Below are 16,064 nucleotides of genomic sequence, written 5' to 3' on the forward strand. Positions count from 1 at the left end.
TACAAATGTACGACAGGTACTTTGTATTGCATAATACTCGGTAAAGAAATTTTTGTTGCCGCCCGCAAAAAAAAATCTGCGCAATTGGCGGCTTCGTATTTCTATCCTGCAATCGTAGTCCGGCTATCATCCAATATCGGCACGATAACTGCGCCTGAATCAGCCTGCTGCGCTTATCTCGCCTGCGGGGCGGGCATGACTACGCACTATCCGGCAGTAACTTGCGTTGCTGCCCCGACCATTATTCGGCCTATTATTCATCTATGCTACATCTCTCCGCCGCTTGCCGCCCCTGGGCGGTTGCCTTGGGTATAAGTGCCGTGCTGGGTTTGGCCGCCGCGCCCGCCGCCCGCGCCCAAACCAGCGCCCCCAAGTACAGCAACGAGTTTCTGAACCTCGGGGCCGGGGCCCGCTCGCTGGGCATGGGCAAAACCCAGGTGAGCCTGGCCAACGACGCTACCGCTGGCTACTGGAACCCCGCCGGCCTCACCAACATCGCGGCCAAGTACGACGGCGTGCTCATGCACTCCGAGCTGTTTTCGGGGGTGGTGAAAAACGACTACGCCGCCTTCGCCATGCCGCTCGATGACAAGAGTGCCATTGGCGTGACGCTGCTGCGCTCGGGCGTGGATAACATTGCCGATACCCGCGCCCTCATCAACGAATACGGGAACATTCAGTACGATAAAATCACGTACTTCTCGGTGGCCGACTACGCGCTGCTGCTGTCGTACGCCCGCAAGCTGGGCCCCGCGGGCCTGAGCGTGGGCGGCAGCGGCAAGCTCATTTACCGCAACGTGGGCAGCTTCGCCAATGCCTACGGCTTCGGCATCGACCTGGGCGTACAGTACAACCACAACGGCTGGCGCATGGGTGTAATGGCCCGCGACATCACTACCACCTTCAACGCCTGGAGCATCGACGCCGACAAGTTCAAGGCCAACACAATACCCGGCGAGGCCATTCCTACTAACAGCACCGAGATAACGCTGCCCCGCTTGGTGCTGGGTGTGGGCCGGCAGTTCAAGCTGCCCGCGCAGTTCACAGCCCTCGTGGCCGCCGACCTGGAGGCCACCACCGACGGCCAGCGCAACACGCTTATTTCGGCCTCGCCGGTGAGCGTAGACCCGCGCGCGGGCGTGGAGATTGGCTACCGCAACCTGGCGTTTTTGCGCGGTGGGGTGGGTAACTATCAAAAAATCAACACGTTTGACCGGCAGGACCAGTGGAAAGGCCAGTATAGCCTGGGCGCGGGCGTGGCCATCAGCGGCCTGCGCGTAGACCTGGCCCTCTCGCGCCTGGCCGTGGAGAAGCTAGGCGCTACCTCCCAGACCAACTCGCTTATTGTGAGCCTGGGCTACGGCCTGGGTAGCCGGTCGGTGGGGCTGCCCTCGATAAACTAGGTTACTGAAGCAGTAGTTGATAATTAATTGACTGTCAATATTATGGATAATTATTACCCCGCTAGTTGGGTACGCATGCTGCGCGGCCGTGCACTAGGGTTGCTGTTGCTACTGCTGGCGCTGGCCACTACGGGCGCGCAGGCGCAGTCGGGGGCCTACGGCAACGAATGGATAGTGCAGGGCCAGCCATACTATAAGATAAAAATCTGGCGCGATGGCCTTTATCGTCTCGACCAGGCCTACCTGGCCCGGCTGGGCGCGGGCGCGGTAGCGCCCACGCAGCTGCAAGTGTGGCGGCGTGGCAAGGAAGTAGCGGTGTACCAGGGTGGTAACTCGGCCACGCTCGACAACTCAACCTTTCTGGAGTTTTACGGCCAGCGTAACGATGGCGCACTCGACAAGGAACTCTACAAAAACCTGATTGACCAGGCCAACCCCTACTATAGTTTCTACACCGATACGGCGGCCTACTTCGTAACCTGGGGCAGCCGGGCCGGCAAGCGCATGGCCCAGCCCGTGGCTGCGGGCGGTCCGCTTCACGGCTGGCGCATCCAGTCGTCGCTGGTACTAAAGGTAGCCAACTACGCCGAAACCAATCCCTCGGGTGATAATATTTTCCTGCCGTGGCTGGAAAAGGGCGAGGGATTTTTCCAAGGCTGGTATTATTTCCAGACCCACGCCCCGCTTGATAGCGCGCTACGGGCCGTAGCCACCTCGCCCGGCGTGCCGGCCCCCACCCTGGAAGCCCTGGTGGCGGGGGGCTTTAGCAGTGCCCACCGAACCAATATTCAGGTTATTCCGCCCACGGCCGGGGGCGTGGCGCGCACGCTGGGCGCGGTGGCCTACAACGGGTTTGATTATGGCCGTGGGCGTTTTGCCTTTCTACTGAGCGATATCGGCAGCAATGGTCAGGTAGAGGTTAGCTTCGACCTGGCACCCCAGCCGCCGCAGCGTTTTGCCGACGTGTACCGGCAGTCGTGGTGGCGCGTCACGGCCCCGCAGCAAAACGTGTGGTTCACCAATCGCCGGCAGGTCTTTTTTCAAAACGACTCGCTACTGAGCGGCCCGGCTACCTATGAGGTTGATAATGTGCCGGCTACGGTGCGGGGCTTTGATGTGGAAGACCCCTGGAATGTGCAGCGCGTGGAGCCCACGGCCGCCACTACGCTGGGCAGCACTGGCCGGCGCTACGTGTTTGCCAATGCTACCAGCCAGCTGGCGCGCCACCTGCTGCTCGCCGATGAGGCGCAGGGCGTGGTGCCGCTGCCCGCCCGCCGGGTAACCTTCCGGGCCATCGACCCGGCCAAGCCCAGCTTCATCGTCATCACTCACCCCAAGCTGCTGCAGGCGGCGGGCACGGTGCCCAACGTGGCCCGCGCCTATGCCAATTACCGCGCCTCGGCAGCGGGCGGGGCCTACGATACGCTGCTGGTGACCACGCCGCAGCTCTACGACCAGTTTCACTACGGCGAGCGCTCGCTCATGGCCCTGCGCCACTTTGCCTTGTGGCTGGCGGCCAGGTCGACGGCTACGCAGTCCAAATACTTGCTGCTGCTGGGTAAGGGTATTGTGCCCGGCGCGCAGGTGACGGCTACGCCCGTGCCCGACCAGGCTCCTGACCGGCGCGATGGGGCCAACGCGGGCTATACGGCGCGGATACTGGGTGAAAACGGCCTGGACCTGGTACCCATTTCGACCCGTTCGCCCTCCGACATATTTCTGTCGAGCGACTGGCCGCACGACAACTTCGCGCCCGCCCTACCTACGGGCCGGGTGGTGGCCACTACGCCCCAAGAAGCCCTGGTGTACCTCACCAAGCTTCAGGAGTACGAAGCCCAGATTAACCCCAATCAGCTCAATCCTGAGTCTTGGCACAAAAACATCCAGCACATAAGCGGGGGCCATGACATCACGGAAATCCCCGCTTTCCGGGCCCACCTGGATGCGTACAAGCGCCTGGCCGAGCGCCCGCTTTTTGGCGGCAAGGTGGCTACCACGCAGCGTGCCTACACGGGCGATGCCCTGCCCGTAACCGTCTATATTCCCACCGAGCTAAACGCCGGCCTGGCCCTGATTACGTATTTCGGCCACGGGTCTACCACGGAGTTTGACCTGAACCTGGGCAACATCAACGACCCCACCACGGGCTATGCCAACGCCAAAAAGTACCCGGTGATGATGTACAACGGCTGCTCGGCGGGCAACGCGTTTACCAACTCGCCCACTTTCGCCACCGACTGGATATTTGCGGCCAACAAGGGCTCGATTGGCATGATGGCGGAGAGCGGGCTTTCGTACGAATACTTGCTCAATCCCGCCCAGGACCTCACGTACCGGCTACTTTTCAACGACCCGCAGTGGTTTGGCCGGCCCATCGCTGAGGTGCGCCGTGAGGTGGTGCGCCGCCTAGTGCCCAGTTTCGCGGGCAATCCCCAGGGCACCGAGCAACTGCTGTGCACCATCTGGCAGGGCGACCCGGCGCTGCGCATGTACGCCCCGGCCAAGCCGGATTTGGTGGTCAGCAATGCTACGCTCTCGCTCAGCCCCATTGCGCCCGACGCGGCTATTTCGGCGGCTTCCACGCAGTTTACGCTCAACATTGGAGTAAGCAACCCGCTGCGCATCACGCGCGACTCGGTCGAGATTCGGGTGACGCGCAGCTTCCCAGCGCCGCGCCCTTCGATTACGTATGTATTTAGTAATCAACTGAATAGCTTGGGGCAGCGGATAAAGCCGTTTCCCCAGGCGTTTCAGCGCGACACCACCTACACCGTCGTTATTCCCAACCCTAGTACGCTGGACGTGAGCGGGGATAACAAGTTTACCGTGGAGCTGGACTACCGCAACAAGATTGCCGAGCTGGACGAAACCAATAACACGGCCACGCTCAATTACTCTTTCCTGAAGCGGGGCATTACCCTGCTCACGCCCACCGAGTTTGCCATTATCGCCAGCAACCGGCCCCGCCTCACGGCCCAGAGCAACGATGCCAACGGGCCGGTGCGCAGCTACGATTTTCAGGTCGATTCGGTGGCCACGTTCGACAGCCCCGGCGGCTTGCAAACCCAGACCATCTCGGCGGGCATCATCGCCAGCTGGACGCCCCCGCGGGCGCTGCTCGCCAAGCGCGACTCCACGGTGTGGTACTGGCGCGTGCGTTTCACTACGCCGGTGGGTATTGAAGATGCCGGCTGGCAGGTCAGCTCCTTCCGCGTGCTACCGACTGCCCTGAGCGGGGGGTGGTCGCAGAGCCACAATGGGCAGTTCAACCGCGACCAGCTGGCCGGCGTGACCGTGGCCGCCCCCAGCAACCGCTGGAGCTTCGCGGCTCAGAAGCAGGCGCTTACGCTACGCACGGCGGGCGGCGGTGCGCCGGGTAGCCCCTTCACCTTTGGAGTAAGCGGCTACGGCATTGCCACGGGCAGCACCGTGCCCGACATTATTACCTGCGCGGTGAGCGCCCCCAACCTGGTACTGGCGGTGTTGGACCAGTACTCGCTCCAGCGCCTGGTGGTGCCGGGTGCCTACTCCACCTGCGGGCCAGCCGGGCAGATGTTTTACCACTTTGCCAATGACGCCGACACGCTCGATAACCTCAACAACAGCGCCCTGCGCCGGGCCCAGCTGCTCGACTTTTTGAGTAAAGTGCCCGACGGCAGCTACGTGGCGCTGGTGAGTGCCAACCGCCTGCGCTTTGCCGACCCCAACGTGGCCGCCACCATGCGGCAGGTGGCTAACCTGCTGGGTAGCAAGGTGGTAACTGGCCTCAAAAACGGCGAGCCCTGGGCCCTGGTGGCGCAAAAAAAGGCCGCTGGCGGCCTGGCCCTGGCCGAAACCGGCCCCGACCATAGCCAGCCTTCGCCAGCCAGCCAGCCTATTGTGCTTACCTACACCCTGGCCACGCCCGGCCAGGCGGGTACCATCACGAGCACACTCATCGGCCCGGCCCAGCAGTGGCGCACGCTGTTCGACGTTATCCGGCCCGAAACGCCCACTGCCAGCTACCGGCTGGCGCTGGTGGGCTACGATGCCAGTAACAATCCCACCGTACTGAACCCGGACATCAAAACCAAGAACCTGGATGTGAGCGCGTATTCGGCCACTACCTACCCGTATATGCAGCTTCAGCTGGCCCTGCGCGACTCGGTGAACCGCACGCCGCCGCAGCTCAAGCAGTGGCTGCTCACCTACAAGGGCTTGCCCGAGGGCGTGGTGCGCCGCGACTTGGTGGCCACGACCAAGTACGACTCGACCAGCCTCAAAAACCAGGCGGTCATCAATGGCTTCCTCACCTTCCCGGTGAAGTTCGACAACATCTCGCAGGAGGCGTTTACTGGTCGCCTGCCAGTGCTGGTGCAGCTTATTAACGTGAATACGGGTCTGGCCGTGAAAACTGCCACGCTCACCGCCCCGCGCGAGCTGCCCGCCAACGACAGCGTGCTCACCGTGAACGTGCGCCTCGACGTGACCGGCACCTTTGGCAAGTTCTTCGTGCGGGTGATGGTGAATCCGCAGGGGCAACCCCTGGGGCAGCCTCAAGGGCAGCCCGAGCTGTATTTCTTTAATAATGAGTTGCGTACGGACGCATTCACGGTGCGCGACAACAACGTGCCCCCCACGCTGGACGTAGCCGTCGATGGCCGCCACATTCTGGATGGTGAGATTGTGTCCCCTAGTCCGGTTATCGCTATTCAGCTAAAAGATGAGGACCGGCTGCGCCTCATCAAGGATGCATCCTTCTTCACGGTGTTCCTCCAGAAAAACAACGAGGCCCCCGTGCCCGTCGATGTCAACGGTACGCTGGTGCGTTTTACCGTCGATAACACAGCGGGTAGCCTGGCGCGGCTTGAGTATCAGCCCGGCCTCAATAAGTTGCTCGATGATGGCATCTACACTTTGCGCGTGCAGGGCCGCGACGCGTCTAATTCCAGCGCCGGCACTCAGGATTACCAGGTGAAGTTTGAGGTGATACAAGCCTCGAAAATCTCCAACGTGTACCCGTACCCCAACCCGGTGACCAGCAAGGCCAAGTTCGTGTTCACGGTGACGGGCCAGGAGTTGCCGCGCAACATGAAAATCCAGATTATGACCCTCACGGGCCGCGTGGTGCGCGAGATTTTCATGAACGAGCTAGGGCCGCTGCACATCGGCAACAACATCACCGACTACGCTTGGGATGGCACCGACCAGTACGGCGACCGCCTTGCCAACGGCACCTACCTCTACCGCGTGGCCATCGATGACCCCACCGGTGCATACAAGAAGTATACTACTGCCGGCGACCAGGCCTTCAAAAACGACTGGGGCAAGCTGGTGCTGCTGCGGTAAATGAGCAGTTGCGTAAATAAGTAAGGGAGGGAGCTAGCCACATGTCGCAACGACAGCGGATTAGCTCCCTCCCTTACTCATTTACACAACCGCTCATTTACCTCTCTACCGCCGGCGTAGCGTAACGAAGCTGTAAGCCACGGCGTGCTGCGCATCGGCGGGGTGGCGGGCGCGGGTTTCCTCACGCCACTCGGTGGGCGAGAGGGCGGGGAAAAAGGCATCGCCATCGGGCACGGTGGTGTGCACTTCGGTGAGGTGCACCACATTGACGGAGGGCAGCGCCTGGCGGTAGACTTCGCCGCCGCCGATGATGCACACCTCCGCACCGCCCGGCTGCTGCGCCGCCAGCGCCAGCGCCTCGGGCAGCGAGTGCGCCCGTAGCACGCCCGCCGGCGCGGGCCAGTCGAGCTGGCTCGTAACCACAATGTTGGTGCGGCCCGGCAAGGCCCGCCCAATGCTCTCAAACGTGCGCCGGCCCATTACGATGGGATGGCCCAGGGTCAGGGCCTTAAAGTGCTGCAAGTCGGCGGGTAGCCGCCAGGGCAGCTGCCCTTGCCGGCCGATAACCCCGTTTTCGGCAGCCGCCACAATGAGAGAAATCATAAAGTTCTTTTTATAAATGAGTTATGCGAAACGGATAGTGGTTGAGTTAGCCCAGCGGCTCACTGGCTGCGGGCAGCTTGGTACCACGTAGCAAGTCGGCAATGGGCATGCGCTTCTTGCCTTCGAGCTGCACCTCCAGCAGGTCGAGCAGCCCGCCTTCGCCTTCCGAGCCGGTTTGGATGCGGTAATACGTGCGGCCATCGGTGGTAGCGGCCCCCGGCGTAACGGCGAAGTACGGAGGCAAGGTATCGTCGTTGGGCAACGCTTTGGCCTTGAATACTTTAAGCGTTCGTCCATCGGGCAGGGTGGTGTAGGCGGCGGGCGCGGGGGCCAGGCCGCGCACCTGGTTCACCAGCTCTGGGGCGGGGCGCGTGAAGTCGAGGCGGCCGGTTTCCTTGGTCAGCTTGGGGGCGGGGCGCAGGTCGGGAGTGGCGGGCTGCGGGGTGCTGGGGGCTGCCCCGGCCGCAATAGCCGCCACCGTGCGGGCGGCCAGCGCCGCGCCCAGCACCTTCAGCTTATTGTATAAAGAGCCGAAGTCATCGTCGGGCGCAATGGCGATTTTATCCTGCATAATGAGGTCGCCGGTGTCAATCTCGTGGCGCAGGAAGAAGCTGCTCACGCCCGTTTCCTGGTCGCCGTGCATGAGCGCCCAGTTGATGGGGGCCGCGCCCCGGTACTGCGGCAGCAGCGACCCGTGAATGTTGACCGAGCCCAGGCGCGGCATGTTCCACACCACTTCGGGCAGCATCCGGAAGGCTACTACTACTTGCAGGTCGGCGGCGTAAGTTTTAAGCTCGGCTATGAAGGCGGCATCTTTCAGATTAGTAGGCTGCAACACGGGTAGGCCGTGGGTTAGCGCCGCTTCCTTCACGGCCGAGGCTTGCAGCTGCCGCCCGCGCCCGGCGGGCCGGTCAGGCCCCGTGATAACGGCCACCACCTGCGCCTTGGGCAGGGCCAGTAGCGCTTCCAGGGTAGGCACGGCAAAATCGGGCGTGCCCATGAACACAATGCGAAGTTTCATAAAAGGAATGTAGGATAAGCTTTAGCCTGTCAATCGTAGGAGTCGTCCGGCCAGGTAGCCCAAACCACTGGCCAGCTATTTCTCCGGATAAAGCAAGTATTTCCCGCGCAGTGTTTTATACTGCCCCAACTGCGGCTCCCAACTCGCCCGAATGCTGGTTTCGGAGCGGCCGGCTATCACCTGCGCCCGCAGCGAGTCGGTGCCCGCCAGCTGCTCGAAGTACTTACCAAAAAAATGCACCTTATCAGTGCTATTCTTATAAAAGTCAAGTAGATAGCTCACCGTAAAAAACTCCGCGGGTTGCCCTGGCGCGGGCTGGTGCAGGTCGAGCCCGTTGCACAGCAGGCCATTGAGCGGCGGCGTGGGCGAGCCGGCATTGGGGCGGGGCGTAAACTGGTAGGGCCGCGCGGCCGGCTGCGTAGGTGCCCCAATCACCTCAAACGGCCGGTCGGTGCCGCGCCCCACGCTCACGTTGGTGCCTTCAAACAGGCAAATGCTGGGGTACAAAGCCACCGCCCGCGCCGTGGGCAGGTTGGGGGAGGGGCGCACGGGCAGCGCATAGGGCGTGGCGTGGGTGTAGCCGCCGGCCACCGGCACCACCGTGAGGGCGCACTGGCGGCCGCCGGCCAGCCACTTCTCGCCGTTCAGCATCTTGGCCAGTTCGCCCACCGTGAGGCCGTGGCAGATGGGCAGCGGGTCGAGGCCCACAAACGAGCGGTGCTTGGCCTCCAGCACCGGGCCATCGACCACCGCACCGTTGGGGTTGGGTCGGTCGAGCACCACCACCGTTTTGCCCTGCTCGGCGGCGGCTTCCATCACGTAGTGCAGCGTACTGATAAAGGTGTAGAAGCGGGTACCAACATCTTGAATATCAAATACTAGTACGTCCACATCGGCCAGCATTTCGGGCGTGGGCTTCTTGGTGGCTCCGTACACCGAGCGCACGGGCACCCCGGTGCGGGCATCGCGCCCATTGGCGATGGTAGCCCCGTCGGCCGCCTCGCCCCGAAAGCCGTGCTCGGGTGCAAAAATGGCCGTAAGGTTCACGTGCAGCGCCTTTAGCGTGTCAACCAGGTAGGTGTTGCCCACGCGGGAGGTTTGGTTTACGACCAGGCCCACGCGCTTGCCGCGCAGCAGGGGCAGGTAGCGGGGTAGCTGCGCCGCGCCCACTACCAGGCCCCGCGCCTGAGCTTGGTGATGGGCTGCACTGTCGCTAGCCAAGCTGGCGCTTGGAGGGGCATCGTGGGTGCCCACGTCGCGGTGGTCTGTGCAGGTAGCTAGTCCGGCGGCTACTAAAATCCACTTTATCATGGCTCAAAAGTAGCCTGCTGCGTAAGAAACGCGCTGCTGCCCCTTTGCAACGTCCAAGGCGGGCGTAGCTTTACGCCACTCGTGAATATCGCCCGCTACATATCGCGCCGCATGGACGGGGCCGACTCCGGCTCCTTTACCCACTCCGTTACGCGCATTGCCACCGTCAGCATCGCCCTCGGCATCGCCGTGATGATAGTCTCGTTTTCGATTCTGCACGGGTTTCGTGAGCAGATTCAAAACAAGATATTCTCCTTCGGGGCGCACTTGCAGCTCTCGCGCTACGATACCAACAACTCGCTGGAAGTGGCTCCCATTTCGGAACCCGAGCTGCGGCGCCAGCTGGCCCGCTATCCACAAGTGGCTTCAGTACAGCCTTTTGCGCGCAAAACAGCCATTATTAAAACGACTGACGAGGTGCTGGGCGTGGTGCTCAAGGGCGTGTCGGAAGCCCACGGCCTCAGCGCTATGCGCCAGAATATGGTGGCCGGCCAATTCATTCACTACGCCGACTCAGCGGCCAGCGACGACATCGTAATCTCGCAAAAGATTGCCGATAAGCTGCGCCTTAAAGTGGGCAGCCCGGCGCTGTTCTACTTCATTCAGCAGCCACCGCGGGTACGTAAGTTTCGGGTGTCGGGCATCTACCAAACGGGGCTCGACGAGTTTGATGAGGTGTACGTGCTCGGTGATTTGCGCCAGATTCAGCAGCTCAATGCCTGGCCCGACTCGCTGGTGGGCGGCCTCGAAGTGCGCCTGCGCAACTTTGAGCGCCTCGATGCCACCTTCGACCAGTTCTACGACAAGCTGCCCTACGAGGTGCGCATCGAAAAAATAACTGACCAGTACGCGCAGCTTTTCGACTGGCTACAGCTGCTCAATCGCAACGTAATCATCTTCCTCATTCTGATAATTTTTGTGGCCACCTTCAACATGGTCGCCACCATTTTTATCATGATTCTGGAGCGCACCAAGATGATTGGCATCCTGAAAGCGGTGGGGGCCACCGACAACCAGATTCGGGAGATGTTCTTCTTCCGGGGCATGGCCATCACGCTCAAAGGACTAGTGATTGGCAACGTGGTAGCGCTGGGCTTCTGTGCGTTACAGTATTATTTCCGCATCATCCCGCTCGACCCCGAGAACTACTACATGGACCGTGTGCCCATTGCCTGGAGCACCTCGGTGATGGTGCTGCTCAACGTGGCTACGCTGCTCGCCTCCATCCTGGCCGTGCTGGTGCCCACCTACATGATTGCGCGCATCAAGCCCATGGTAGCCATCCGGTTCGATTAGCACGCTAGCTGAACAGCGGGCTATTCGAGGGAACTACGCGGTAAAAAATGGGTGTTGGCCGACAAAAACGGGCCCACTTGGCGAACCAGGCGTAATTTAGCGGGGCCAAATGGGCTAGTCAAAAATAAAAGCCGGGTGCAACCAGTTAAGCAGTCGGTACGCTCTCTTGGGTATAACAACTTTACCTTTTTTCATGAAAAACTTTCCTCGGCTGGCCGGCCGCTTGCTGGCCCTGCTAGTGGTGCTGGTAGGCCTCGGCCTCAGCAGCTGCAAAAAAGACGACACCACGACTGTATTGGGCGACTGGACCAGAGGCAATGCGTTTGCCGGCGTTATCCGTAGTGGCTCCGTGAGCTTCGTCATCGGCAACGTAGCCTATGTGGGTACCGGCGTAGATGGTAACAACGTGCGCTACAACGACTTCTACTCTTATACCCCCGCCACTGGCAGCTGGATTAAGCTGACTTCTATGCCCGCTGCGGCCCGCTACAACGCTGTAGCGTTCACGGCGGCTGGCAAAGGCTACGTGGGCACCGGCTACGACGGTACCAACTCGCTGAGCGATTTCTGGCAGTTTGACCCCAGTGTTAACACCACAACCGTAACAGCCGGCGTAAGCTCTACCACCATTGGCAGCTGGAAAAAAGTAGCCGACCTCACCAGCGTGGCTGGCGGCACGGCTCGCTACGGCGCAGTGGCCGCCAACGTGGGCGATGTAGGCTACGTGGGCTGTGGCTACGACGGCAACAACCAGAAGGACTTCTACCAGTACAACCCCGCTACCGATAAGTGGACTGCCCTGGCCAGCGGTTTCCCCGGCGACAAGCGCATTTTCGGCTCGACGCTCGTTATCAACGGCCAGATGTACGTGGGCTTCGGCACCAACAACCTGGTTTCCAACACTGATTTCTGGTCGTATAACCCAGCCGGCACCGGCACGTGGACCAAGCTACACGACCTCGCCAACATCAGCAACTCGACCGGTACGTACGATAACAGCCTCTTGCAGCGCGCCTATGCCTCTACCTTCACGGTGGGCAATATGGGCTACGTAACGGTGGGTAGCCTCAACGGGGCCGTGCGCACCGACTGCTTCGCCTACGACCCCACGCTCGATACTTGGACCAAGATGAACCCCTTTCTGGGCGCGGGCCGCTCGTCAGCCGTGTCCTTCGGTATTGGTAACTATGGCTACGTAGGTACCGGCAAACAGGGTAGCACCCCCACCGATGACTTCTGGAAGTTTGACCCCACTCTTGCGCAAGAGTAAGCTGACAGCGGCTCCGGCCGCACAGGCCCGCACCGGGCGCTGGCACCGCCTGCTGCTGCTGGTAGCAGCGGTTGGGATGTTAGCCACGGCTGCCTGTACCAAGAGCACCAGTGACATTGGCGTCGGGCTTCCCGACGCCAATGTTGATACGGGGGCGTATCTTATTGATACTATTACCGTTAAGTCTTCTACCGTGCTGCGCGATTCGGTAGTGACGTCCACGTCGGGTAACCTGATGGTAGGGCGCACCTACGACCCCTTGTTGGGTACGCTCACGGCGCGCAGCTATTTCCGGCTGGGTGCACCCACTAGCTTTCGCATTGACCCCTTGTTTCAGTACGATTCGTTGGTATTGGTTATGAAGCCTACCGCATATCGCTACGGCGATACTACCAAAACCCAGGCGCTGGTAGAGGTGCACAAGCTGATTGACCCAATTTCGGCCACCCGGCCTTCGTTTGCCTCGTCGAAGCTCACCAACCTGCGCTACGACACGAAAAACGTGCTGAATCGGGGTGGTAGCCCACCGCGGGGCCTAGCCCGCCGCACGGCTACGCTGCGCATTCCACTGGATAGGTCGTTTGGCCTCGACCTTCTGGCCAATGCGCAAGCCGGCCGCTTAACGACCCAGGACGACTTCGATGCGTATTTGCCCGGCCTCGTGCTTACGCCCGCCGATGGTGACAACGCCACTATTCTGGGCTTGAGCGCCACGGCTACCGATGCGGCCATGACCTTGTATTACCACGACCCGACCAACCCGACCGTCGTGCTGAACAACACGTTTCCGCTTTCAACGGGCGCGCGGCATTTCTTCCAGGTCGATGCCGTTCGCAACGGCTCGGTTGGTTACTTGCCCACCACTTCGCTGCAAGCGGTGCCCTCAGCCCCCACCGGCGAGCAAACATATATCGAAGGCGTGTTGGGCCTGCAAACCAAGCTGGAGTTTCCTTACCTGACTAATATTCAGCAGTTTGGTAACAACCTCACGATAACGAGTGCCACACTTACGGCGCTGGTGCCGAGCGCTACGCTCACGCCTTACCTGCCAGTTCCGCCCTCGCTCCTCATCAGTACCAGCAGCGTCGATAATAAGCCCGTTGCAACGTATGCCCCCGAAGTGAAATACCTGAATGCTATTTCTTCGACCACTGGCATCAACCAGGGGTCGTACACTTGGTCAGTGGAGGCCTATGTCCAAGCGGTTCTAAACCGCACGGTGCCCAACAATGGCTTCCTGATGTCTTCTCTCACGCCCGACCTGCCCAGCCGGGTGGCGTTGGGTAGCCAGCGCAATGCACAGAATAAGCTTCAACTGCGGCTCTACTTTATTAGAATTCAGTAAGTTGCTGCGGCTGGGTGATAGCCGACAAGAGCTTTCAAACAAAAACCCTGGGGCATAGCTTCAGGGTTTTTTGTTTAAAAGCTACTATTGCAGCTTATAGCCTGCGTAAGGATACTTTTTGAGATAAATCCTGTTAAGAAAACGTGTCCGACCAACTTTTGCCCTCCGCTTCCCGTCCCGACCTGCTTCGGGTTTCGTACGACGATTACCGCGCCTTGCCCGCCATCGCCAATTCCGACCTCTCGCGCCTGCGCGATGCCCTCGATGGCCGCCCGCCCCGCCGCGACTCGGGCTTGAATGCGGGCGCGCTGAGCTTCGGCACGGCCTTTCATACCGCCCTGCTGGAGCCCGACGACTACCAGGCCGGGCAGCCCGGCCTCAACGATACTCTCATTTGGTGGCTGGTGGAGGGCGTGAAGCTAAACACGGAAATGAACCGCTTGCTGGCCTATGGCCTCACCGAACGCAGCGCGCTTTTCACCGAGCCGACCACCGACACCATGTGCAAGCTGCGCGCCGACCTCGTGCTCGACCAGCCCGGCGAGCCCTACACCATCGTTGATTTCAAGACTACCATGGCCCGCGACGCCGAGCACTTCCGCTGGCAGTGCTCGGCCTACGACTACGACCGCCAGGCCGCCTTCTACACCGATGCGCTGCACGCCGAGCGCTTTCTGTTAGTGGGGGTGCAAAAGGTAGAGCCTTTCGGCGTATTTCCACTTGAGGTAACAGCCGATATGCTGGCCGAAGGCCGCCGCAAATACATGCACTTGCTCAAGCTGTTGCGCGCGCCCGGCATCGCGCCTGCCTTTCGCGCCGAGGCCGTGCAGGCCGCCGTTACGGCGCTCGGCCTGTAGCTTCTTGCAATAAGCGCCCGCAATAAAAAACCAATTGGCTGCGCAGTGGGTAGTTAGGGTAGCTTGGTGCCAGCGGTGGCACCGGCCCTTACCATAAGCCACCCCACCCCATGAGTGAAGTAAAAAAAGCCCTGCTGGTGCGCCTCGAAGTGAAGCCTGGCCACGAGCAAACCGTCGCTGATTTTCTGCGTGGCGCGCTGCCCATTGTGCAAGGTGAGCCCGCCACTGCCACTTGGTATGCGTTGCAGCTAGGCCCCTCTACCTTCGGCATCTTCGATACCTTTCCCGATGAGGAGGGCCGCAAAGCCCATTTGGCGGGCCAGGTAGCCGCCGCCCTCGGCACGCATGCCGACCTGTGGGCCAGCCCTCCCGCCATTGAGATGGTGGACGTATTGGCCAATAAATAACCGGCTCCCAAATGAAAAAGCCCCCGGCTTCGCTCGTTAGAACGAGCGAAGCCGGGGGCTTTTTCATTAAAATCCTACCTGCCCACTGGCCACCAGTTCGCGCAGTAGCTGCCGCAGCGTAGTCGGCTCTTGTAGCTGGCGTAGCAAGAAGTGCAGGTAGTCGGTTTCGGCGCGCAGGCTGCGCTTTATTTCGCGCAGCCGGGTGCGCTGCTGCTTCTCGGTGCCGCTCCAGGGCGCGCTATCCAGGGGTTGCCGCGCTAGGGTCAACTGCTGGCTGAGCTGCGCTTGCTGCTGCGCCAGCGCCACCGTGTAGCGCCGAAACAGCGCCTCGGTCTCGTCGCTGGTGGCCGAAGCAGCGCTATCGGTTTCGGCTAGTAGCGTGAGCAAGGCGGCTAGGTCGCCGGCCGCGTAAGCTGCCGTAATGCGCTGCATAAGCTCCGTTTGGGTTTGCTGGGTGGCGGCGTCGGCCTGGGCGGCGCGGTCGGGGTGGTGCAGGCGGGCGAGTTGGCGGTAAGCTGCTTTTGTGTTTTGCAGCAGCGCCTGGCCCTCGGTATCGGCGGCGCGGGCCTGTGCCTCGCGGGCTTGCTGCGCACGCTGCTGGCGGCGTTCCCGCGCCGTGGCGGCAGCCTGCTCGTGCGCCGGAGCTTGCGCGGGTGCCTGGGCTGTGGCCGGCGGCACCGGGTCGGGTAGAGGCGGGGCGGGTGCATAGCGCGCCAGTACCTCGGCCTCATCCTCGCCAAAGCGCTCTTGCAGGCTCTGGGCATTTTGCCAGAGTACCTCGGCTGCTTGCTGCGTTTCGGCGCGGCTGAGGTAGCCGCTGGTGAGCGCGGTTTCCAGTGGCTCGTAGAGGGCCCGGCGGGCGGCTACCGTGGCAGCAGCCAGCGGCCCCACTTGCCACCAATACGCCTGGCGAGTAGCGGCCTGCTGCTCACGCAGACTACGGAGCTGCTCGCGTAGCTCTTCCACCGTCCCAATGGCTTGGCGGAAAGCCTGCTGCACCGGCGACCCCACCGCCTCACCATCCAGGCGGGCTGGTAAAAACTGCCGCAAAGGCAAAGAAGAAGTATCCACAGCCGCAAAAATAAGGCTCCGCCAAACAGCAGCGGATGGAGTGCATAAAACAAACCATCCTGACGAATTTGAATGAATGCAATGGTGCTGAAGAATTATCCGGTTTATTTCAAGGCGAATTGCAGGCTTTTTAATTAATAGTAAAAATAATT

At 61.2% G+C, this 16,064-nt stretch carries 11 protein-coding genes; 7 read left to right on the plus strand and 4 right to left on the minus strand.

What is annotated here, in order from left to right:
• The first annotated feature begins 263 nt into the window (after positions 1-263).
• Together ACYVGC_RS08740 and porU2 are read left to right on the plus strand one after the other, a co-directional pair.
• Positions 264-1,403 carry a putative type IX sorting system protein PorV2 gene (locus ACYVGC_RS08740; protein ID WP_460583433.1) on the plus strand — a complete coding sequence of 380 codons (1,140 nt, stop codon included), beginning with the start codon at positions 264-266 and terminating at the stop codon, positions 1,401-1,403.
• Positions 1,404-1,445: 42 nt separating this feature from the next.
• Positions 1,446-6,731, plus strand: a complete 5,286-nt coding sequence (gene porU2, locus ACYVGC_RS08745; RefSeq protein ID WP_460583434.1) for a putative type IX secretion system sortase PorU2 — start codon at positions 1,446-1,448, stop codon at positions 6,729-6,731.
• Positions 6,732-6,836: 105 nt separating this feature from the next.
• On the opposite strand, the gene ACYVGC_RS08750 is transcribed toward porU2, so the two are convergent.
• The 3 genes from ACYVGC_RS08750 to ACYVGC_RS08760 form a co-directional block, all read right to left on the minus strand.
• Positions 6,837-7,334 (minus strand): dihydrofolate reductase, encoded by a 498-nt coding sequence (locus tag ACYVGC_RS08750; RefSeq protein ID WP_460583435.1) that lies wholly within the window; start codon positions 7,332-7,334, stop codon positions 6,837-6,839.
• Between the two features lie 46 nt (positions 7,335-7,380).
• A complete protein-coding gene (fmt, locus tag ACYVGC_RS08755; RefSeq protein ID WP_460583436.1) occupies positions 7,381-8,355 on the minus strand; it encodes a methionyl-tRNA formyltransferase in 975 nt (324 codons plus the stop codon).
• A 75-nt stretch (positions 8,356-8,430) separates the two neighbouring features.
• Positions 8,431-9,666 carry an exo-beta-N-acetylmuramidase NamZ family protein gene (locus tag ACYVGC_RS08760; protein ID WP_460583437.1) on the minus strand — a complete coding sequence of 412 codons (1,236 nt, stop codon included), beginning with the start codon at positions 9,664-9,666 and terminating at the stop codon, positions 8,431-8,433.
• An 81-nt stretch (positions 9,667-9,747) separates the two neighbouring features.
• Here ACYVGC_RS08760 and ACYVGC_RS08765 point away from each other — a divergent pair, with 81 nt between their 5' ends.
• The 5 genes from ACYVGC_RS08765 to ACYVGC_RS08785 all read left to right on the plus strand — a co-directional run bounded on the left by ACYVGC_RS08765 (position 9,748) and on the right by ACYVGC_RS08785 (position 14,841).
• Positions 9,748-10,962, plus strand: a complete 1,215-nt coding sequence (locus ACYVGC_RS08765) for an ABC transporter permease (protein WP_460583438.1) — start codon at positions 9,748-9,750, stop codon at positions 10,960-10,962.
• 193 nt (positions 10,963-11,155) lie between these two features.
• A complete protein-coding gene (locus ACYVGC_RS08770) occupies positions 11,156-12,232 on the plus strand; it encodes a Kelch repeat-containing protein (protein ID WP_460583439.1) in 1,077 nt (358 codons plus the stop codon).
• Positions 12,207-13,577 carry a DUF4270 family protein gene (locus ACYVGC_RS08775; protein WP_460583440.1) on the plus strand — a complete coding sequence of 457 codons (1,371 nt, stop codon included), beginning with the start codon at positions 12,207-12,209 and terminating at the stop codon, positions 13,575-13,577. Before ACYVGC_RS08770 ends, ACYVGC_RS08775 begins: the two co-directional genes overlap by 26 nt.
• 158 nt (positions 13,578-13,735) lie before the next feature.
• On the plus strand, positions 13,736-14,434 hold the full coding sequence (locus ACYVGC_RS08780; RefSeq protein WP_460583441.1) for a PD-(D/E)XK nuclease-like domain-containing protein: 699 nt from the start codon (positions 13,736-13,738) through the stop codon (positions 14,432-14,434).
• 110 nt (positions 14,435-14,544) lie between these two features.
• Positions 14,545-14,841: a putative quinol monooxygenase gene (locus ACYVGC_RS08785; protein WP_460583442.1), complete on the plus strand. Its 297-nt coding sequence runs from the start codon at positions 14,545-14,547 to the stop codon at positions 14,839-14,841.
• A 66-nt stretch (positions 14,842-14,907) separates the two neighbouring features.
• On the opposite strand, the gene ACYVGC_RS08790 is transcribed toward ACYVGC_RS08785, so the two are convergent.
• On the minus strand, positions 14,908-15,912 hold the full coding sequence (locus tag ACYVGC_RS08790; RefSeq protein ID WP_460583443.1) for a hypothetical protein: 1,005 nt from the start codon (positions 15,910-15,912) through the stop codon (positions 14,908-14,910).
• Between the last annotated feature and the right edge of the window lie 152 nt (positions 15,913-16,064).

It is taken from the genome of Hymenobacter arcticus (assembly GCF_054779975.1).